At 63.5% G+C, this 21454-nt stretch carries 18 protein-coding genes; 10 read left to right on the top strand and 8 right to left on the bottom strand.

The window, feature by feature from the left end:
• Nucleotides 1-40: 40 nt before the first annotated feature.
• The gene (locus tag ACVOLL_RS08310; protein ID WP_481512468.1) at nucleotides 41-961 is read right to left on the bottom strand and encodes a lytic transglycosylase domain-containing protein; all 921 of its coding nucleotides are present in this window, start codon (nucleotides 959-961) and stop codon (nucleotides 41-43) included.
• Nucleotides 962-1106: 145 nt separating this feature from the next.
• Between ACVOLL_RS08310 and miaB the strand changes: the two genes are divergently transcribed.
• The 9 genes from miaB (at nucleotide 1107) to ACVOLL_RS08265 (ending at nucleotide 10996) form a co-directional block, all read left to right on the top strand.
• Complete coding sequence (gene miaB, locus ACVOLL_RS08305; RefSeq protein ID WP_481512467.1) at nucleotides 1107-2558, top strand: tRNA (N6-isopentenyl adenosine(37)-C2)-methylthiotransferase MiaB; 1452 nt, start codon at nucleotides 1107-1109, stop codon at nucleotides 2556-2558.
• Nucleotides 2559-3167: 609 nt separating this feature from the next.
• Nucleotides 3168-4151, top strand: coding sequence for a PhoH family protein (locus tag ACVOLL_RS08300; RefSeq protein WP_481512561.1), 984 nt, complete (start codon nucleotides 3168-3170; stop codon nucleotides 4149-4151).
• Nucleotides 4152-4189: 38 nt separating this feature from the next.
• Nucleotides 4190-5050: a hypothetical protein gene (locus tag ACVOLL_RS08295; protein WP_481512466.1), complete on the top strand. Its 861-nt coding sequence runs from the start codon at nucleotides 4190-4192 to the stop codon at nucleotides 5048-5050.
• A 55-nt stretch (nucleotides 5051-5105) separates the two neighbouring features.
• Nucleotides 5106-5591, top strand: coding sequence for an rRNA maturation RNase YbeY (ybeY, locus tag ACVOLL_RS08290; RefSeq protein ID WP_313493664.1), 486 nt, complete (start codon nucleotides 5106-5108; stop codon nucleotides 5589-5591).
• A gap of 248 nt (nucleotides 5592-5839) precedes the next feature.
• Nucleotides 5840-6460 (top strand): hypothetical protein, encoded by a 621-nt coding sequence (locus tag ACVOLL_RS08285; RefSeq protein WP_481512465.1) that lies wholly within the window; start codon nucleotides 5840-5842, stop codon nucleotides 6458-6460.
• A 71-nt stretch (nucleotides 6461-6531) separates the two neighbouring features.
• A complete protein-coding gene (locus ACVOLL_RS08280) occupies nucleotides 6532-7410 on the top strand; it encodes an HlyC/CorC family transporter (RefSeq protein ID WP_282272562.1) in 879 nt (292 codons plus the stop codon).
• Nucleotides 7411-7415: 5 nt separating this feature from the next.
• Nucleotides 7416-8645, top strand: coding sequence for a lipoprotein N-acyltransferase Lnb domain-containing protein (locus ACVOLL_RS08275; RefSeq protein ID WP_481512560.1), 1230 nt, complete (start codon nucleotides 7416-7418; stop codon nucleotides 8643-8645).
• 14 nt (nucleotides 8646-8659) lie between these two features.
• Complete coding sequence (locus tag ACVOLL_RS08270) at nucleotides 8660-9673, top strand: magnesium and cobalt transport protein CorA (protein ID WP_481512464.1); 1014 nt, start codon at nucleotides 8660-8662, stop codon at nucleotides 9671-9673.
• Between the two features lie 30 nt (nucleotides 9674-9703).
• The gene (locus tag ACVOLL_RS08265; protein ID WP_481512463.1) at nucleotides 9704-10996 is read left to right on the top strand and encodes a M24 family metallopeptidase; all 1293 of its coding nucleotides are present in this window, start codon (nucleotides 9704-9706) and stop codon (nucleotides 10994-10996) included.
• A 308-nt stretch (nucleotides 10997-11304) separates the two neighbouring features.
• Here the strand turns inward: ACVOLL_RS08265 and ACVOLL_RS08260 are convergent, their stop codons facing one another.
• From ACVOLL_RS08260 to ACVOLL_RS08230, 7 genes are all read right to left on the bottom strand, one after another.
• Nucleotides 11305-12672, bottom strand: a complete 1368-nt coding sequence (locus tag ACVOLL_RS08260; RefSeq protein WP_481512462.1) for an NAD-dependent succinate-semialdehyde dehydrogenase — start codon at nucleotides 12670-12672, stop codon at nucleotides 11305-11307.
• A 294-nt stretch (nucleotides 12673-12966) separates the two neighbouring features.
• A complete protein-coding gene (locus ACVOLL_RS08255; protein WP_296253173.1) occupies nucleotides 12967-13812 on the bottom strand; it encodes an ABC transporter permease subunit in 846 nt (281 codons plus the stop codon).
• The gene (locus ACVOLL_RS08250; RefSeq protein ID WP_481512461.1) at nucleotides 13809-14735 is read right to left on the bottom strand and encodes an ABC transporter permease subunit; all 927 of its coding nucleotides are present in this window, start codon (nucleotides 14733-14735) and stop codon (nucleotides 13809-13811) included. The genes ACVOLL_RS08255 and ACVOLL_RS08250 overlap by 4 nt, the downstream gene beginning before the upstream one ends.
• Nucleotides 14732-15862, bottom strand: a complete 1131-nt coding sequence (locus tag ACVOLL_RS08245; RefSeq protein ID WP_282272468.1) for an ABC transporter ATP-binding protein — start codon at nucleotides 15860-15862, stop codon at nucleotides 14732-14734. Before ACVOLL_RS08245 ends, ACVOLL_RS08250 begins: the two co-directional genes overlap by 4 nt.
• Nucleotides 15863-16342: 480 nt before the next feature.
• The gene (locus tag ACVOLL_RS08240) at nucleotides 16343-17467 is read right to left on the bottom strand and encodes a polyamine ABC transporter substrate-binding protein (protein WP_481512460.1); all 1125 of its coding nucleotides are present in this window, start codon (nucleotides 17465-17467) and stop codon (nucleotides 16343-16345) included.
• A 270-nt stretch (nucleotides 17468-17737) separates the two neighbouring features.
• A complete protein-coding gene (locus ACVOLL_RS08235) occupies nucleotides 17738-19132 on the bottom strand; it encodes a glutamine synthetase family protein (RefSeq protein ID WP_481512459.1) in 1395 nt (464 codons plus the stop codon).
• On the bottom strand, nucleotides 19129-19893 hold the full coding sequence (locus tag ACVOLL_RS08230; RefSeq protein WP_481512458.1) for a gamma-glutamyl-gamma-aminobutyrate hydrolase family protein: 765 nt from the start codon (nucleotides 19891-19893) through the stop codon (nucleotides 19129-19131). Before ACVOLL_RS08230 ends, ACVOLL_RS08235 begins: the two co-directional genes overlap by 4 nt.
• Nucleotides 19894-20061: 168 nt before the next feature.
• On the opposite strand from ACVOLL_RS08230, the gene ACVOLL_RS08225 reads away from it, so the two are divergent.
• Nucleotides 20062-21354, top strand: coding sequence for an NAD(P)/FAD-dependent oxidoreductase (locus tag ACVOLL_RS08225; protein ID WP_481512457.1), 1293 nt, complete (start codon nucleotides 20062-20064; stop codon nucleotides 21352-21354).
• Nucleotides 21355-21454: the final 100 nt, after the last annotated feature.

The following is a 21454-nucleotide window of genomic DNA, read 5'->3' as shown; positions in this document are numbered from 1 at the left end:
TTTGTCACGGCCTGCTGCAACAGAATCATTCGGGGACAGTCTACTGGCGCGTGGCCAGCTCGCCACGGTAGCGGTCGGCCAACTGCGCGACACGCTGCACGTAGTACTGGGTTTCCTTGTACGGGGGCACACCGCCATGGCGGTCCACCGCACCTTCGCCGGCGTTGTAGCCCGCCGCGGCCAGTGTCAGGTTGCCGTTGAAACGACGCAGCAACCACGACAGGTATTGCACGCCGCCGCGGATGTTCTGGCCGGCGTCGTAGGAATCGGACACCCCGAAACGACGCGCCGTAGGTGGCATCAACTGCATAAGACCCTGTGCCCCGGCACGACTGAGCGCGGTCGGGTTGAACGCCGACTCGGCATGGATGATGGCCCGCACCACCGCTTCCTCGACACCGAACTCGCGTGCGGCCGAGGCGATCTCGGTGCTGTAGGCCTGGGTGTTCAGTCGCACCGAGCCGAAGTTGACCCGGGAGTTCACGCCGCAGGCAAAACAACGCTCGATATAACTGTATTGAATGGTGCGCACCGCGCCGATGTTGGCCACCTGGGCCGGCCGGCTGCTGGTGTAGTGGCGCACCCCATCCTTCATATATGAGTAAACCTGCCCACTGACCACCCGTTGCGCCCGTCCTGCCGTTGCCGGCGCTGGCGTGGGCGGCACTGCGGTGGGGGCGGCCTGTGCAGCCACCGCCGTCGAACTGTCATTGGTTTGGCTCGCGGGAGCCGCAGCAGCTACCGGGGTGGCGACGGGCACCGGGGTCGGCGGCACATAACGCGGCACATCGCGCGTCGGCCGATAACTGCTGACCACGCTGCAGCTCGCGCCACTGACGCGTTTGCTGACGTAATTGGGCACCCCGTCGCTGCCAACACACTTGTACAGCGTGCCGGCACTGGCCGGCAAGGCGACCAATGCTGCTGCGAGAATGCCGGTGATCCCCAAAATCCCCTTCATGGGCGCGAGTCTCCCAGCTTCGCCGGGGCTTGCCAAGTATTTGACGCAGCGGCTTTCGTGCTCTGGCCCGCGGACCGATACAATAGGCGGCTACGAATGCAGCCCCAGCGGCTGCGTGCCCGCCCACCCGTCTGGAATAAGCGCCATGCCCGGGACGCCAGCTACCCCCTTGCCGATCACGGCCGGCTCTGCCGCGCCTACTGTTGAAATGACCACACCTGAATTGATTCCCCTGCCCGGCCAGCGGCCGACGGTTGCCGGCGGCGCGCGCGGCAAGCTCTACATCAAGACCCACGGTTGCCAGATGAACGAGTACGACTCGACCAAGATGGCCGACGTACTCGCCGCTGCCGAGGGACTGGAGCTCACCGACAACCCCGAAGAAGCCGACGTGGTACTGGTCAACACCTGCTCCATCCGCGAGAAGGCACAGGAGAAGGTGTTCAGCCAGCTCGGCCGCTGGAAGGCACTCAAGGCCAATGGCCGTGACGTCATCATCGGTGTGGGCGGTTGTGTGGCCTCGCAGGAAGGCGAGGCCATCGTCAAGCGCGCGCCCTACGTGGACCTGGTGTTCGGCCCGCAGACCCTGCACCGCCTGCCGGAGCTGATCCGCGCCCGCCGCGAGCAGAACAAGCCGCAGGTGGACATCAGCTTCCCCGAGATCGAGAAGTTCGACCGAATGCCCGAGCCGCGTGCCGAGGGCCCCTCGGCCTTCGTCTCGATCATGGAAGGCTGCTCCAAGTACTGCTCGTTCTGCGTGGTGCCGTATACCCGTGGCACCGAGGTCAGCCGCCCGTTCGAGGACGTACTTGTCGAATGCGCCCAGCTCGCTGAGCAAGGTGTGCGCGAGATCAACCTGCTCGGCCAGAACGTCAACGCCTACCGTGGTCCGTATGGCGACGGTGAGATTGCCGACCTCGGCCTGCTGATCCGTACCCTTGCCGAAATCGACGGCATCGGCCGCATCCGCTTCACCACCTCGCACCCGCTGGAATTCAGCGATTCGCTGGTGGACGCTTACCGCGACGTGCCGAAACTGGCCAACTACCTGCACCTGCCGGTACAGGCCGGCAGCGACCGTGTGCTCAGCGCGATGAAGCGTGGCTACACCGCACTGGAGTTCAAATCCAAGATCCGTAAGCTGCGCGCGGTGCGGCCGGACATCTCGATCAGCTCGGACTTCATCGTTGGTTTCCCAGGCGAAACCGATGCCGATTTCGAGAAGACCATGAAGCTGATCGAGGACGTGGGCTTCGACCAGAGCTTCTCCTTCATCTATTCGCGCCGCCCTGGCACCCCGGCCGCCGACCTGGAAGACACCACCAGCGATGCCGACAAGCACGCCCGGCTGTCGCGGCTGCAGGCGCAGATCAATGAGCATGCCGCCGGCATCTCCGCGCGCATGGTCGGCACCGTGCAGAACGTGCTGGTCGAGGGCCCCTCGCGCAAGGACCCGAACGAGTTGACCGGCAAGACCGAGAACATGCGTTCGGTGAACTTCCCGGCCAGTTCGCGCCTGATCGGGCAGTTTGTGGATGTATTGATCACCGAGGCCTTCAGCAATTCGCTGCGTGGGCAGGTGGTTACGCAGGACTAAGGGCGGGCCGCGACTGCTCTTGCTGCGCTTTCTTACGGAAGGTGGGCTGCGCGGGTTGGAGACACAGGGTGCACTGGTCCGAAGCAGGAGCGCCCTCGCCCTGCCCTCGCTCCGCGCACCGGCCCTTGCGCTGGTGCACACGCGTTCGGGTAGCAAACCTCTGGTTCGCAAGCTGCCCCTCTCCTGCTGGCGGGAGAGGGGAAAGCCGTCGTTGTTGATTTCAGCTTTGAAAAGCCGGCACTGCTCGTTCTCGCTTCTTGCCGCTCACCTTTGCCCCAGCACTGCGGTCATTTATTCGCCACACCGACCCAAAGCCCGCCGTTGCTGGGCTGCGCGCGGTTATCCACATGTTCATCCCGAATCGATCCACACAAATTGTGGACAACTTGTTACCTGCAAACCGTCAAATGTGGCGGTTTTTTAACCAACCCACCAAGAGGCTTATGCCGCAAGGGCTGGACAGGGATATCCACAGCTTGGCCCACGCCACATCCACATCGGCTGTGGAGAACCCGGACGACGACTTCCTCCGCTGGTGGTAGGCCAGCCACGGGGGTACCCTTCTCCGGTCCAAGGCACGGCTTCGCCGGCCAGCAACTGTCAGTGAAAATGACCACTACTACGCATCGCGACTTCACTCTCGACCCGATTGATAACGAACGGCTCGCCAATCTGGCCGGACCGTTCGACGAGCATCTGCGCCAGGTCGAACTCAAGCTGGGCGTTGAGATTGCCAACCGCGGCAATGTGTTCCGCGTCAGCGGCCCCGGCAAGACCGCGCTGGAAGCGGAAAAGCTGCTCAAGGCCCTTTATGTGGAAGCCGCCGAAGCCGTCTTCGACAGCCACGCCATCCACCTGCGCCTGAACCGTGCCAACGTCGATCACGTTACCGAGCAGGCCTACGAAGCGCAGGAAGTAGCCATCAAGGTCAAGCGCGGCACCGTGCGTGGCCGCGGCCTCAATCAGGCCAGCTACCTGCACCAGATCGCCACCCACGACATCAGCTTCGGCATTGGTCCGGCCGGTACCGGCAAGACCTTCCTGGCGGTGGCGATGGCTGTGGACGCCCTGAATGAGTCGCGCGTACAACGCCTGATCCTGGTGCGCCCGGCGGTGGAAGCCGGCGAGAAGCTGGGCTTTCTGCCCGGCGACCTGACCCAGAAGGTCGACCCTTACCTGCGCCCGCTGTACGACGCCCTGTACGAAATGCTGGGCGTGGAAAAGGTTGCCAAGCTGCTGGAGCGCAACGTCATCGAGATCGCACCGCTGGCGTATATGCGCGGACGTACCCTCAATGACGCCTTCGTGATCCTGGACGAAGCGCAGAACACCACCATCGAACAGATGAAGATGTTCCTGACCCGCCTCGGCTTCGGCTCGACCGCCGTGGTCACCGGCGACCTGACCCAGACCGACCTGCCCAAGCACGTCAAGTCCGGCCTGCGCGACGCCATCGAGGTGCTGCGCGGCGTGGACGGGGTCAGCTTCACCTTCTTTGAATCGCGCGACGTGGTGCGCCATCCGCTGGTGGCCCGCATCGTCAGCGCCTATGACCGCCGCGATCTGCAGCAGGTAAAACCCGGCACCGAGTAGGCTTAGACTGGCGCCTCCCGCGATGCACAGGAGGTGCCATGCCCCGGCCATATCCATTCTTTACCTGCGCCCTGTTGCTGGCAGCCAGCCTGCCGGTCCTTGCTGCAAAGAAACAGCCGACCGCGCGCCCCTATGTCGAAACCAGCTATCTGATAGCACCGCGCCAGGTTGGCGACTTCGAACTCGAAGGGGCGTCCTACGACCCCGATCAGAAATATTCCGGCGCTGGCTTCCGCTATGCACTGAAGGATCATCAAGAAATCCGCTTTGACGTCTATGTCTATCCGGCCGGCCGGATGCAACAGGCCACAGCCGTCGAACTCGGTATGAAGGCCTTTCGTGATGACCTGAAGCAGGCCGTCAACCAAGGTAGCTATACCAAGTTGCAAGAGCTGCAGGACAGCAGCTTTCCGTTGCAGGCGGCTACTACCGCCTCGGACCCAGCCAATGACATTGATGCTGCGGTGATCAAGGCCAAGGCTGAGGCCGAACAGGTCATCGGCCGCAAACTGCAGCTGAGCATGAATCTGCAACCGCGGGATTGGCCGATGTATTCCAGCGGCTACCTGTTCTACAAGCAACTCTATTACTTCAAACTGCGCGCAAGCGCGGCTCAGGAGCGCACCACCCAGGCGAACTTTGACACCCTTGCTGATCGCGCAGCGCGGGCCCTTATCCCCGCATTGCAGGTTGCCAACATCGGCGACTGCGCCAACGCAACGATCTACTTGTCTCCGGATGCGGCGCCAGAGGCCGGCGCAATAGCATTGGTGCAGCAGGCCACACTGCATGCGGGCTATAACTGCCACTCCTCGCTGGAAAAAGCCGGCCTGCCCCCTGGTTCCGACAGCGAAATCGTCGAGATCGGCTACAGGACCGACGAATGGAAGTCGCAGTGACACGCCAGCCGCGCGATACTGTGCCGTCTGTATTGCCTGATTGCTGGAACCTGCCATGACCAAGGGCCCTGTCCGCCTTGATGTAGCCGTCAGCTACGCCCTGCCCCGCGCCGGCCTGCCTGCAGCGGTGAGCTTCCGTCGCTGGGTGGCTGCCGCCTTGAAGGGCCGCATCCGCGAGGCTGATCTGGCCATCCGCGTGGTCGACGCCAAGGAAGGCCAGTCACTGAACCGCCATTACCGGGGCAAGGACTACGCCACCAACGTACTCAGCTTCCCAGCCGAGCTGCCCGAAGGCCTGCCCAAGGGAGTGAAGTTCCCCTTGCTGGGCGATCTGGTGATCTGCGCGCCGGTGGTTGCCCGCGAGGCCGAGGAGCAGGACAAGGCGCTCAACGCCCACTACGCCCACCTCACCGTGCACGGCGTGCTGCACCTGCTGGGCTGGGACCACGAAGACGACAAGGAAGCCGAAGCCATGGAGCAGCTGGAACGCGAGATCCTGGCCGATCTGGGCATCGCAGATCCCTACGCCAACGAGCAGTAGTGGCGAGCCATACTCGGCAGAGGCTTTCCCTGCAGCCCCATGTAGTGCCGAGCCATGCTCGGCAGAGGCCTTCCCGATAGATTGATAGGCCGCAAGGTTGTAGGAGCTGCGTCAGCTGCGAAACAGATACATCTTCTGATTGCAGCCATTCCCGGCCCTGATGCACTGCGAGCTTCGCGGCTCACGCCGCTCCTACAAGACTGCGCCACACCCCGATGCCGCTATCATCGGCTCCTGCACTTCCCCGAATGAATGCCGTGCGCTCAAGCTGCCTGCTACCGCTACTACTCCTCGCTGCCGGTTCGGCTCGCGCCCAGCCCACCATCGACCTGCCCGCCCTGATCGAATGCCGGCAGAGCGTCAGCGAGTTCGCCGCACTGGCACCTATCGCCAACGACCCGCTGAAGGCAGTAACCCTGGGCTGGCGGCCGTTGCCGCAGGGCAACCTGTTCATGGCCGAGTACATGTTGAATACCCCAATCACGGTGTTCGGCCACAGCGCCGACCATATCGCCATGGCCGGCGGCACCATCATCGCCATCCTCGACATGCCCGACCCGCGCCCGCTGGCCAAGCAGCTGGAGCTGGAAACCGGCTACGACGCACCGGACAAGTTCATGGCCGGCCGCGAGCTGGTCAGCCGCGACGTCAACGACGCCAAGACCGGCGAAGCGCTGATCGAGTCTGTGATCCTGGGCGTGTCCACGGTCAAATCCCACCCAGGCAAAACCCTGGCCGGCTGCACCTACAGCCTGGACCTGCCCGCCGAGGGAGAAGCCCCGCCCGCCCCCGCCAAGCCGGCCGAAACCCCGGCCGATGTGCCGCAGGTAGCCCCCAGCGTGCAGACCCCCAACCCGCCGCCGGCTTGAACAGGCAGCGGCAAACATCCTGCTAGACTTGTCGGCACCGCCCGGCCTGCCGGGTGCAGTCAAACCAAGAGATGTCTGAAGACGACAGTAGTACCTCGCCCGAAAACGGCGAGAAGAAACGTAGCTGGCTGGAGCGCCTGGGTTCGGCGTTCTCCAGTGAACCTCATACACGCGACGAGCTGGTTGGCATCCTGCAGACGGCACAGCAGGACGGCCTGATCGCCGCAGACACCCTGCGGATGATGGAAGGCGCCATTTCGGTGGCCGAGCTGACCGTCGGCGACGTGATGATCCCGCGCTCGCACATGGTGTCCTTGCCGGTGGACCGGCCTTTCATCGAGCTGATGAAGCAGGTGGTCGATTCCGGCCACTCGCGCTTCCCGGTGCACGGTGAGAACAAGGACGACATCCTCGGCATCCTGCTGGCCAAGGACCTGCTGCGCGGCGTGGTCGCCGACAACAGCCACGCCAGCGTGCGCGAGCTGCTGCGTCCGGCGGTGCTGATCCCCGAATCGAAGAAGCTCAATGTGCTGCTCAAGGAGTTCCGGCTCTCGCGCAACCACATGGCGATCGTGGTGGACGAGTACGGCGGCGTCGCCGGCCTGGTCACCATCGAGGACGTGCTGGAGCAGATCGTCGGCCAGATCGACGACGAGCACGACGAGACCGAAGACCACACCTCGCAGATCGCCATCCTCGCCGATGGCCGCTATGTGGTGGATGCGCTGACCACCATCGGCGATTTCAACGAGCGCTTCGGCGCCGAGTTCTCCGATGACGATTACGACACCATCGGCGGGCTGGTCACCGAGGCCGTCGGCCATCTGCCGGAAATCGGCGATGAGCTGACCCTGGAGCGCTTCGTGTTCCGGGTGGCCAAGGCCGATGCACGCCGCGTGCAGGCCTTCCACGTCACCATCCTGCCACCCGAAGACCAGGACGAAGCTTGATCACCCTGCGCCTGCCGCGGCTGCTGTCCGCGTTCGCGTCGTTGTTCCTGCTGCTGGCCGCGATGGCCAGCAGCGCACAACCGGTCGCCAACCAAGCCAGCGAAGCCAACACACACCCGGCACCGCGCATCGGCGTGGTGACCATGCTGCCCGGCGAAGTGTTCTTCGAGCGCTTCGGCCATGACGCACTGGTGGTGTTGGACCCGGCAAGCGGGCAGGCAACGTCGTACAACTTTGGCTTCTTCGACCCGTCCGAACCGGATTTCATCGGCAACTTCGTGCGCGGCAAGATGATGTATTACCTGGTCGCCCTGCCGCTGGAGCAGGACCTGGCGCAGTACGAGAGCGTCGGCCGCGGCGCGAACATCCAGTGGCTGGACCTGCCGCCGGCGCAGGCACAGGCGCTGGCTGATGCCCTGGCCGAACGGGCCAAGCCCGAGAACGCGCGCTATCGCTACGACTACTTCACCGCCAACTGCGCCACCATGGTGCGCGACAGCCTGGACCAGGCCATGGGTGGCGCCCTGCAATCGCAGCTGGCTGGCCGTTCACGTGGCAATAGCTACCGCAGCGAGTCGGTGCGACTGGCCTCGCCTTCGCCGTGGATGTGGCTTGGCTTCGACATCGGTCTGGGCCCGAATGCCGATCAGCCACTGTCGCGCTGGCAGGAAGCCTTCGTGCCCATGCGCCTGGCCGACAGTCTGCGCGAGGTACGCAACAGCGAAGGCCGGCCACTGGTACAGGCCGAACAGGAACTGCTGCCGCAACGCCTGCCACCCGAGCCGAAGGAGAAGCAGCGCTCCTGGTGGCCATGGCTGCTGGTCGGCCTTGTCGTTGCCGCTGCGTTGTACACCGCACGCCGCAAGCCGCGCCTGATCGGCGGATTCGCACTGCCGTTCTGGCTGTTCTGTGGCGTCGCCGGTGGCCTGCTGACCTTCCTGTGGGGCTTCAGTGAGCATCAGGCTGCGTGGGCCAACCGCAACCTGTTGTTGCTCAGTCCGTTGGCGCTGTTGTTGATTCCCGGCGCATGGAGCCTGCTGCGCGGGCGCCAACCGCGCGCCTGGTTCCGGGTCGTCCTGTGGCTGATGACCGGCATTGCGCTGCTGGCGTTGCCGCTGCATTGGCTGTCGCTGCAGGCGCAGTTCAACATGCAGTGGATCGTGCTGCTGCTGCCCATCCACGTCGCACTGGCACTGATCCTGGGGCGCCGCAGCTTGGCGTTACCGGCCAGCTGAGGCACGATGCCGGGATGACTACCGGCATCACTCCAACTCCAGCCCAGGCCAACCCGGCCTGCGTGATCAATTGCACCTGGTACGGTGCCGACGGCACACAGCGCCCGCTCGACCTGGACAGCATCAGCGACGTGCTCGCCGATGATGCCAAGGGCTTCGTCTGGGTCGGCCTGTACGAACCCAGCGACGCGATCCTGGACAAGGTGCAGGAAGAATTCGACCTGCACCCACTGGCGATCGAAGACACCCGCAAGGCGCACCAGCGGCCCAAGATCGAAACCTACGGCAATTCCTTGTTCGTGGTGGTGCACACCGCCCAGGTCGTGGATGAGCGTATCCGCTACGGCGAAACCCATGCCTTCCTCGGCCCGCGCTTCCTGGTGACGGTGCGTCACGGCGCCTCGCTGTCGTATGCCCCCGTGCGTGCGCGACTGGAACAGGAGCCCGAGCTGCTGGCGATGGGCCCCTCGTTCTGCCTGTACTCGGTGCTCGATGCCGTGGTCGATCACTACCTGCCGATCACCGACAGCTTCCGCGACACCCTGGACCTGTTGGAGAAGAACATCTTCGCCGACACCTATGAGCGGCGCACGGTGATCCGTCTGTACGAGCTCAAGCGCGAGCTCAACAAGATGCGGCTGGCGGTAGCCCCCTTGCAGGACGCGCTTGCGCAGCTGCAACGCAATCAGGCGCAGTTGATCAACGAAGAAGTTCGGCTCTACCTGCGCGACGTGCAGGACCACGCAGCCCGGGTCAACGAAGCCATCGACACCTTGCGCGAAATGCTGGGCACCGCGCTGAACGTCAACCTCTCGCTAGTGACGCTGGCGCAGGGCGAGACAGTCAAGCAGCTCGGTGCCTGGGCAGCACTGCTGGCTGCACCAACCCTGGTCACCAGCTGGTATGGCATGAACTTCGCGCATATGCCGGAGTTGGCCGGGCGCTTCGCCTATCCGCTGTTGATGCTCGGTGTCGGCGTGATCTGCGTGGTGCTGTACCGCCTGTTCAAACGTTCCGGCTGGCTTTGACCAGCTACCCAGTCTTTCGAGAGAGCAACCATGCAGCACGACCACTCCAATCCCGCACGCCGCAATTTCCTGCGCAATACGCTGATCGCCAGTGCCGCCGCACTCCCCCTGTCGCAGATCGCATCTGCACAGACTGCAACCGACTCCGACAACTCCCTGCCCGAATCCATGCGCGGCCTGAAATCGGTCGCCGCGCAGGTGGTACCGATCGGCAACGAGGAGCGCATTGCGCGCGTGGCCAAGGCTCAGCGTCTGATGGCCCAGCACGGCATCGATGCCGTGTTCATCGGCGCTGGCAGCTCCCTGACCTATTTCACCGGCATGCATTGGTGGGACAGCGAGCGCCTGACCGGCGTGATCCTGCCGCGCAAGGGTGAGCCAGTTTATGTGACACCGGAATTCGAACGCGTGCGCACGCTGGAGCAGATCAAGCTCGGCAACGATGTGCGCGGCTGGCAGGAAGACGAGGACCCCTACGCCCTGGTCGCCAAGGTGCTGCGTGACATGGGCCATGCCACCGGCACCTTGGGCATGGAAGAAGCCGTACCCTACTTCCGCGCCAAAGGCATTGCCGACGCCCTGCCACAGGCCAAGGTGGTACCTGCATGGCCGGTGGTAGCCGGCTGCCGCCGGGTCAAAAGTGCGGCCGAGCTGGCATTGATGAAGCTGGCCAATGAAGCCACGCTAGCGGTATATGAAGCAGTCTGGAAGGCCTTGAAGCCGGGCATGACCGAGCAGGACATCAGCGGCCTGCTGGCCATGGCCTACGCACGTACCGGGCTGAATGGCGATGCCAGCGTCAACGTCGGCAAGTACACCGCCTCACCGCATGGCTCGGACAAACCGCAGCACCTGGTCGAAGGCACGCCGATCATCTTCGACGGTGGCTGCCGCGCCGGTGGCTATACCAGCGACATCACCCGCACCGTGGTGCTGGGCCAGCCCAACGACGAGATCCGCAAGGTATTCGACATCGTATTGAAGGCACAGACGGCGGCATTAAATACCGCACGCCCGGGCGTGGCGATGGGCGATGTGGATGCAGCTGCACGCAAGGTGATCAGCGATTCCGGCTACGGCCCGGACTACCGCTATTTCAGCCACCGTCTTGGCCACGGCATCGGCCTGGACATGCACGAATGGGATTACCTGGTGCGCGGCAACACCCACCTGCTGGAACCGGGCATGACCTTCAGCGACGAGCCGGGCATCTACATCCCCGACCGCTTCGGCGTGCGCCTGGAAGACATCCTCTACGTCACCGAAGATGGTGCCGCGCTGATGACCCCGCAGAGCAGGTCCATCGACCAGCCATTCGGTTGATGAGAGCGGCGTCTTTTGTAGGAGCGGCGTAAGCCGCGAAGCCACTGCAACATAGGAAGCCGCAGAGCTCTACCCCTCCCCAACCCTCCCCTTGGCCTTCGGCCAAAGGGAGGGAGCTGCATCCGTAGTGCCGAGCCATGCTCGGCAGGGGCTTTACCAGCAGGCCATGTCAGAGCGGCGAACGCTGCGAAGTCACCGCTGGTCCAAACATTACCCAGCCTGCAATCCAGCGCACTGCAGTTGCATATTTTCGTAGGCGCTCATGAGCTGCCAGCTTCGCGGCTCACGCCGCTCCTACAAGCTCGGCATCAGGCCACATAGACCGTTTTGATATTCATGAACTCATGAATACCAGGTCCCGCCAGCTCACGCCCAAAGCCCGAGCGCTTGGTCCCGCCAAACGGCAGCCGCGCATCACTCTTCACCACTGAATTGACGAAGGCCGCGCCGCATTGCAGTTGCACCGCGACGTTCTCGCCGCGCAGTACATCGCGGGTCCAGACACTGCCGCCCAGCCCGAAGCTGGTGTCATTGGCCACACGCACCGCCTCAGCCTCGTCCTTGACCCGGATGATCGCCGCAACCGGCCCGAACAGCTCTTCTTCGTAGGCAGGCATGCCGGGCCCGACGTTGTCGAGGATCGTCGCCTCGTAGCCCGCATTGCTACCGGCTACCGGCGACCCGCCCAGCAATACCTTCGCGCCCTTGTCGATGCTGGCGCGCACCTGCTTGTGCAGCTCGTCGCGCAAGTCAGCGCGCGCCATCGGCGCGAGGGTGCTTTCCTCGCTCTGCGGATCGCCGTACACGCGCGCCTGCGCGCCTTCGATGTAGCGCTGCACGAAGGCATCGGCAATCGACTCGACCAGGATGAAGCGCTTGGCAGCAATGCAGGTCTGGCCAGCATTGTCGAACCTCGAACGCACCGCGGCAGCCACTGTCAGATCCAGATCGGCGTCATCCAGCACCACGAAGGCATCGCTGCCGCCGAGCTCCATCACACACTTCTTCAGCTGGTCGCCGGCGTTGGCCGCAATCGACCGCCCTGCACGCTCGCTGCCAGTCAGCGTCACTGCCTTGATACGACGATCACGCAGCACCTCGGCGGCCTGATCGTTGTCGATATGCAGTACATCGAATACGCCATCCGGGATGCCGGCGGCGGCAACCACCTCGCGCAGCAGGTCCGCACAACCCGACACATTGCTGGCGTGCTTGAGCAGGGCGACATTGCCGGCCATCAAACCCGGCGCAAGAAAACGAATCACCTGCCAAATCGGGAAATTCCAGGGCATCACCGCCATCACACAGCCGATCGGCTGGTAGATGACGTAGCTGCGCTGGGCTTCGGTGGGGATCGGCTGCGGCTTCAGATAATCGGCCGCGCGGTCGGCGTAGTACTCACAACCGGCGGCGCTCTTCTCGATCTCGGTCAAGGCCTCGCGGCGCAGCTTGCCCATCTCGGCGGTCATCGTGCGCTGGATCTCGTCGCGGCGCTCGCGCAGGCCTGCAGCAACCTTGCGCAGATGGTCACCACGCTGCTCCAGCGACAATGCTGACCATTGTGGGAACGCCGATTCAGCTGCGGCCAGTCGCTGCTCGATGGCGGCAGTTGTCAGCAGCTCGACCGTGCGCACGATCTCGCCATTGAAGGGATTGATAGTCTGATACGACGCCATGGACTCACCTGCATTCAACGAATGCTGGGATGGTAGCGCCGCGAATGTTGCGCGCAGGTAAATCCCAAGCGGCCCGTAGTGCCGAGCCATGCTCGGCAGGGGCGTTACCGGCGACCTATCAATCCTGCATCCATCGTTGTGGGCGCGGCGTCAGCCGCGAAGCTGGCAATGTTGAAATCACCCAAATCGTGGCGATTTGATGGATCGCCAGCTTCGCGGCTGACGCCGCTCCCACAATTGGTGATGGTTTGCCGCTAAAGCCCTGCCGAGCATGGCTCGGCACTACAGGGCTTCTCAGCCGTTCTCCTGCAGCGCCAGCTGCATGTCGCGCTGGCGTCGCTTGTCGGCGCGGGCCGAAATCCACCAACCCAGCACCGCTACCGTCGATACCGCCAGCACCATCAGCGTGGCCAGGGCGTTGATCTTCGGGCTCACGCCCATGCGCACCGAGGCGAAGATCTTCATCGGCAGCGTGGTCGAGCTGGGGCCGGCGACGAAGCTGGCGATCACCACGTCATCCAACGACAAGGTGAAGGCGAGCAGCCAGCCGGACAGCAATGCCGGGGCGATGATCGGCAAGGTGATCAGGAAAAACACCTTGAGCCGGTTCGCACCCAGGTCCATCGCCGCTTCTTCCAGCGAACGGTCCAGCTCCTGCAGGCGCGAAGACACCACCACCGTCACGAAGGAGATGGTGAAGGTCACATGCGCGATCCAGATTGCCACTACGCCCTTGGACGGCAGGCCGAACAAGCCACCCATCGACACCAGCATCAGCAGGATCGACAGGCCGATGATCACCTCCGGCATCACCAGTGGCGCGGTCACCAATGCACCAAAGATGGTCTTGCTGGGGAAGCGCTTGAAGCGGGTCATCGCCATCGCAGCCATGGTGCCGATCACCATCGATGCACTCGCCGTCCAGAACGCGATCTTGATGCTGATCCAGGCCGCCTGCAGCAGCTGTCGGTCACGGAACAACTCGCCGTACCACTGCGTCGAGAAGCCCGCCCATACCGTCGCCAGCCGCGAGGAGTTGAACGAGTACACCATCAACAACAGGATCGGCAGGTACAGGAACGCAAAGCCGAGCAGCAGGATGCTCCAACCCAACCAGGAACTACGCCGGGTCATGCTCATGCCAGCTTCCCTTCCAGCTCACGCTGCTGCGAACGGTTGAAGATGATGATGGGGATCAGCAGCAGGATCAGCATCACGATCGCCACCGCCGAGGCCAGCGGCCAGTCGCGGTTGTTGAAGAACTCGCCCCACAACACGCGGCCGATCATCAAGGTATCCGGGCCACCAAGCATTTCCGGGATCACGAATTCACCCACCGCCGGGATCATCACCAGCATGCAGCCTGCGATGATGCCGCTGCGCGACAGCGGCAAGGTGATGCGCAGGAAGGCCTGCCATGGCTTGGCACCGAGGTCATAGGCTGCTTCCAACAAGCGGTTGTCGAGCTTGACCAGGTTGGCATACAGCGGCAGCACCATGAACGGCAGATAGCAGTAGACGATGCCAACGTAGGCCGCGAACGGGGTGTAGAGCATGCGTATCGGCTCGTCGATCACTCCGATGCTCATCAAGGTCCGATTGATCAGGCCATTGCTGTCGAGGATGCCGATCCAGGCATAGACGCGGATCAGGAACGAGGTCCACGACGGCAGCACCACCAGCATCATCGCGATGTTGCGCGCCGACGGCGACATCCTCGAGATCACGTAGGCCATCGGGTAGCCGATCAACAAGGTCAGCAGCGTGGAGATCACCGCGATCTTGATCGAGCTCAGGTAGGCCACTATGTACTGGCTGTCGGTGAACAGCGCGGTGTAGTTGCCCAAGTTGAGATTGACCGTGAACGCGCTGTCCACGTATTCCACGATGGAGGTATATGGCGGCATCGCCACCGCCATCTTGGCGAAGGATATCTTCAACACGATCAGGAACGGGATCGCGAAGAACAGCAGCAACCACAGATAAGGCACGCCGATCACACCCGCGCGTGCACCCGGCAGCCAACGCCGCCAACCGCTGGTGAGTGGATTGATCGCGCTCATGAGGTCAGCACCACGCCGTCGTTGTCGTCCCAGGACACCCAGACTTCGTCGTTCCAGGTGATGCCGTCACTGTCCCAACGCTTCATGTTGGCGAAGTTGGACAGGATCTTGGCACCGCTGGGCAGGCGCACGTGATAGACCGAGTGGCTGCCGAAGTAAGCAATGTCTTCGACCACGCCGAAGGCCTTGTTGGTATCGCCTTCGGGTTCTTCCTTGGCGATATGCACCTTCTCCGGCCGCAGCGCGAAGGCTACCGGCTGGCCTTCGTAGCCGGTGATGCCGTGGCCGACGTAGATCGGCGCCGGGAAGTCGGCGGTGCGCACGGTGACGTATTCGGGCAGGTCCTCGTCGATCACGCCTTCGAAGGAATTCACCGAGCCGATGAAGCCGGCGACGAAGCGGTTGGCCGGCTGCTCGTAGATATCATCCGGCTTGCCGATCTGCTGGATCCAGCCCTGGTCCATCACCGCGATGCGGGTGGCCATGGTCATGGCTTCTTCCTGGTCGTGGGTGACCATCACGCAGGTCACGCCGAGCTGCTCGATGATGTTGACGAGCTCCAGCTGCATCTTCGAGCGCAGCTTCTTGTCCAGCGCGCCCATGGGCTCATCCAGCAACAGCAGCTTGGGGCTCTTGGCCAGCGAGCGGGCCAGCGCGACACGCTGCTGCTGGCCGCCGGACAGCTGGTGCGGCTTGCGCTTGCCCAGCTTCTGCAGCTGCACCAGCTCCAGCATCTCGCCAACCCGGCGGGCGATGGCATCCTTGGCCATGCCGTCCTGCTTGAGGCCGAAGGCGATGTTCTGCTCCACCGTCATATGCGGGAACAGCGCATAGGACTGGAACATCATGTTGATCGGCCGCTCATACGGCGGCAGCGCGGTGATCGGCTGACCGTCGAGCAGGATCGTGCCCTTGGTCGGGGTTTCAAAGCCGGCCAGGCAGCGCAGCAAGGTGGACTTGCCGCTGCCCGAACCGCCCAGCAATGCAAAGATCTCGCCCTTGCGCACATCAAGGTTGACGTCATCGACGGCGACGAAACCATCGAATTCCTTGCGCAGATCGCGGATGGACAGGTAGCCGGGCTCGCTGTTCAAAGCGATGGCCTCTGGCTTGGCGTCAACGGGCATGTAGGGCTCCGGAAGCGGGCAGATGAACAAACGCGCGTAGTGTAGCCCCCTGATTTTGCGGGCGACACCGCTGGCTGTGGCGGTTGGGGGCCAATTGAAGCTGCGCGACCTGTAGGAGCGGCGTGAGCCGCGAAGCTCACAGTGCGTGAAGGCGCCAAGGGCTTACCCCTCCCCAACCCTCCCCTTGGCTGCGCCAACGGGAGGGAGACAAGCCCCGCAGCCTGCAAACACCCATGTAGTGCCGAGCCATGCTCGGCAGGGCCGCTGTGGAAGCGGCATCAGCCGCGAAGCTGATATTGCGGGAACGCGCTAAGAGCTTACCCCTCCCCAGCCCTCCCCTTGGCTGCGCCAAAGGGAGGGGGCCAAGCGCCGGCTTCGCCATCTCCACTGGCAACTGGTAAGCCGCGAACGCCACAAACAACAACGCCTCCCTGCGAGAGGGAGGCGTTGCAAAGATTCAGACGCTAAGCCAGCCTCGAATCAACGACCGGTCTTAACCTCGGTCCACAGACGGGTGTACAGCTTGTCCGTCTCCGGGCTGTTGATCGCATAGGTGAACATCTTGGCGGCCACGTCTTCGGCCGGGTAGATGGTCTTGTCGTCGCGGATGGCCGGATCGACCAGCGAGGTCGCCGACTTCACCGGGTTGGCGTAGTGGGTAACGTTGGTGTTCTTGGCCGCTACCTCCGGCTCCAGCAGGTAGTTGATGAAGGCATAGGCGTTCTGCGGGTGCTTGGCATCCTTCGGAATGGCCAGCATGTCGAACCACTGCGGTGCGCCTTCCTTCGGGATGGAGTACGCCACTTCCACGCCGTTCTTGGCCTCTTCGGCACGGTCACGGGCCTGGATGATGTCGCCCGACCAGCCCACCACCAGGCAGGTGCTGCCATTGGCCAGAGAACCCACGTATTGCGAGGAGTGGAAGTTCTGCACGTATGGGCGGATCGACTTGAGCAGGTCAGCGGCCTTCTGCAGCACGGCCGGGTCGGCGCTGTGCGGGTCTTCACCCAGGTAATGCAGGGCCACCGGGATCATGTCGGCCGGAGTGTCCAGCAGGGTCACGCCGCAATCCTTCATCTTGGCGATGTTTTCCGGCTTGAACACCAGGTCCCAGCTGTTGGCGATCTCGGCGCTGCCGCCGAAACGCTCTTTCAGCTTGGCCACGTTATAGCCAATGCCGGTGCTGCCCATCATGTACGGCACGCCGTACTGGTTGCCCGGGTCCTGGCCGGCGATGCGCTGCATCACCGCCGGGTCGAGGTTGGCCAGGTTCGGGATCTTGCTCTTGTCCAGCGGCAGGAACACCCCGGCCTGGATCTGGCGGCCGAAGAAGTTCAGCGTCGGCACCACGATGTCGTAACCGCTGTCACCGGTCAGCAACTTGGTCTCGACCATCTCATCGCTGTCGAACACGTCGTAGGTGACCTTGATGCCGGTCGACTTCTCGAAGTTCGGGATGGTGTCTTCGGCGATGTAATCCGAATAGTTATAGACATTGAGGACCTTGGCCTCGCCGCCTTCAGCGGGCTTGCCGCCAGTTTCCTTGCCGCCACAGGCAGCAAGCAGGGAAATGGCGACACCAACGGTCAGAATGCGCAGATTCATGGGTTCTCCAGTGTGATCCGGGAGCGGTATGGGGGACCGGCCAAGCCGGGAAGTGGGCATATTGTCCCATCTGCGGCGGTTTTGTGTGTAGAAGATGGGTGTAGGGCTTGTGGGAGCGGCGTGAGCCGCGAAGCTGGCAACGCTTGAAACGCCACAGCAGAGCTACCCCTCCCCAGCCCTCCCCTCGGCTTGCGCCAAAGGGAGGGAGCAAAGCTGCATGCACCGCCCCTCCCCTTTGCTGCGCAAAAGGGAGGGAGACAAGCCTCGCGATCAAACATTCAGCAGCAGGAACTCGCGCTCCCAGGAACTGATCACGCGGAAGAAGGTCTCGTATTCCTTGCGCTTGACCGAAACATAGGCACGGCAGAAACGTCGCCCCAGCAACTCCTGCAGGGCTTCGCAGCCCTCCAGCGCATCCAGCGACTCGCCCAGCGAGCGCGGCAGTTCGTAGCCCAGCTCCTTGGCGTTGCCGCTGATCGGGGTGGTCGGCGTCAGCTTTTCGCGGATGCCCAGCAGGCCACAGGCCAACGTCGCCGCCATCGCCAGATAGGGATTGGCGTCGGAGCCGGCAAAACGGCTTTCGACGCGATTGTTCTCCAGCGTATCCATCGGCACACGCAGGCCGCAGGTGCGGTTGTCGAAGCCCCACTCCACGTTGCTCGGCGACACCTCGCCAAATACCAGCCGACGATAGGAGTTTACGTTCGGGGCGAAGAAGCCCATCGCCGCCGGCACGTACTTCTGCAGGCCGGCCAGGTAATTGTCGAAGGTTTCGCTGTACTCGCCCTCGGCGTGACCGGCGAACACATTGCGACCATCGGCAATACGCACCAGGCTCTGGTGGATGTGCATGGCGCTGCCTGGCTCGGTCTCCATCGGTTTGGCCAGGAAGGTGGCATAGATGCCATGGCGCAGCGCTGCCTCGCGCATGGTGCGCTTGAACAGGAACACCTGGTCGGCCAGCGACATCGCGCCGTCGTGGGTGAAATTGACCTCGAGCTGTGCGGCACCGGATTCGTGGATCAAGGTATCCACGTCCAGCTTCATCGCATCGCAATAGTCGTACATCAGGTCGAGGATGGGATCGAATTCATTGACCGCATCGATCGAATACGACTGACGTGCCGTCTCCGGGCGACCCGAGCGGCCAGCAGGCGGCAGCAGCGGAAAATCCGGGTCGGTGTTCTTCTGCACCAGGAAGAACTCCACTTCCGGCGCCACCACCGGCTTCAGCCCAAGCTCCTCGTAGGCAGCCAGTACCCGCCGCAATACATTACGCGGTGCCAGCTCATGCGGCTGGCCGCTCTTGGTGTAACAGTCATGGATGATCTGCGCGGTCGGATCGGTGGCCCACGGCACCATCCGCACGGTGTCCGGGTCCGGGCGCAGGATCATGTCCGCGTCGGCCGGTGAGGTCAGCTCGTAGTAGTCATCCGGATAATCGCCGGTCACGGTGGTGGCGAAAATGCCCTCGGGCAGACGCGTTCCATAGTCGTGCGAGAACTTGTCGGCCGGGATGATCTTGCCACGCGCGTTGCCGGTGATATCCGGCACCAGGCATTCAACCTCGGTGATGTGCCGCTCCTTCAGCCAGCGCAGCAACAGGCTTTCTTCCTGGACGGCGATGGCGGTTTTGCGGCTGCGGGTGCGGGGGCGCGACGTCATGGGGAACCAACTTGTTTGTTTGACCGATAGCGGCGACAGGCCTCGCCGAAGGCTTGGAAAATGCCCAGATAGAACGGGTTTTCGGTAACCCGCCACTCCGGGTGGAACTGCAGGCCGAGCAGAAACGACGGGCCTGTGCCACGAAACGCTTCGATCAGCCCATCCGGCGCGCGAGCCTCAACCTGTAGCCCTTCGCCCAGCCTGGCAACACCTTGCCCGTGCACCGAATTGACCATCACCTCGTTGCCGCCAGCGATGTCCGCCAGCAAACCTCCCGGGCTCAGCTGCAGCGCATGCGCCGGTCCATATTGCACTTCCAACGATGACGCTGGGTTTTCACGATGATCAGCCAGCCCGGGCACTTCATGCACCTTGGGATGCAGGCTGCCGCCAAAGGCGACATTGACCTCCTGGAAACCACGGCAGATCGCCAGTATCGGCATGCCCAGCGCCAGTGCCTGCGGGATCAAGCCGAACACGTTTGCATCGCGTGCCGGATCATGCGGATTGCCCGGCCAGCTGTCGCCGCCATCGTAGTGGTGCGGTTCGATATTGCTGGTTGCACCGGTCAGCAGCAGGCCATCCAGCATCGCCAACCAAACCTCGGCCGGCAGCGGCGGCTGCAGCAAGGGCAGCAGCAGCGGCGTGGCCTGCGCGCCGTCGACAACAGCGCGCACGTACTTTTCGCCAACAACAAGAAACGGATGGGACCCGATCGGTTTGCTGTCGGTAGGCAAGCCGACCAGCGGCAGGCTGGCCATGGGTAAAGCTCATGAGACGTGTCAGCACGCTACCCCTGCCCCGCTGTTTAGGCAACCAAGCGCCATCCAGCATTCAAGTAACGCAGGGCACACTACACAGGTTCTTCACCGGCCTGCGCACGCCGCATACGCCGGGGTCGTTACACTTCCCGCCCCTGATTCGGCCTGATGTCCGTGGACGCCGCTGCATCCGTATATCCCCCGAGCTGGTATGCCGCCAGCCAACCCGAACTTCCGCTACGTGCGCCCCTGCAAGGGCAGGCGCGTGCCGACGTAGCCGTGCTCGGTGCCGGCTATACCGGCCTGACCGCCGCGCTGGCCTTGGCCGAAAAAGGCTACAAGGTCACCGTACTGGAAGCCGAACGTGTCGGCTGGGGTGCCTCCGGCCGCAACGGCGGCCAGGCCATCGTTGGTTACGGCTGCGAGCAGGACACGCTGGAAGCGCTGGTTGGCGACGCCGATGCCCGGCTGCTGTTCGATTTTTCGCGCGACGGCATGCACATGCTCAAGCAGCGCATCGCCAAACATGGCATCGACTGCGACTGGCGCGACGGCCATGCCAGCGTACCGATCCAGCCGCGCCAGGAGCGCGCCCTGCGCAGCGATATCGAGCGCATGGCGCAACGTTACGACTACCCGCTGGAATGGTGGGACCGCCCGCGCCTGCAGCAGGAACTGGCCAGCGAGCGCTACCTGGGCGCGGTGTATGACGCCGCCAGCGGCCACCTGCATCCGCTGGCCTATGCGCAGGGCCTGGCCCAGGCCGCCGAAGCCGCCGGTGTCACCATCCATGAGCAATCCGCGGTCACCCGGCTGGAACGCGGCACGCAACCAGCGCTGATCACCGCCGATGGCCGGGTCGATGCGGACTTCGTCGTATTGGCCGGCAACGCCTGGCTGCAGGACATCGCCCCCGAGCTGGAAACCCGGATGATGCCGGTCGGCACCTATATCGGCGCCACCCAGCCGCTCGGCGCCGAACGCGCCAAGGCGCTGATACGCAATGACATGGCCGTGGCCGATGTGAACTGGGCGCTGGACTACTTCCGGCTCAGCCGCGACCACCGCCTGCTGTTCGGCGGCCAGGCCAACTATTCGGCACTTCCTCCCCCCGGCCTGCGTGCCAGCATGACCCGGCGCATGCGGCGGGTATTCCCGCAGTTGGCCGATGTGGAGATGGAATACGTGTGGGGCGGCTATATCGACATCACCCGCAACCGCGCCCCACATTGGGGCCGAGTCACCCCGAACGTGTACTTCGCGCAGGGTTTTTCCGGCCACGGTGTCGCCAGCACCGGTCTGGCCGGTGAAGTGATCGCCGCCGCGATTGCCGGCCAGGCACAGCGGCTGGACGTGTTCGAGCGCATTCCGCACGGTGTATTCCCCGGCGGCAAGGCCTTGCGCATGCCGATGCTGGTGGCGGCGATGTCCTGGTACAAGCTGCGCGATCTGTTGTGGTGAGGCGGGGATTGGGGATGCGGGACTCGGGATGAAGAGCGCGGATCACCGCGAGTGCAGAGCTGGCGCTTGCCAATCCCCAATCCTGCATCCCGCCCCCAGC

Source organism: Stenotrophomonas sp. STEN035 (assembly GCF_056759935.1).
Note: the sequence above shows the minus strand (reverse complement) of the source record. Positions and strands in the feature narration are given on the sequence as shown.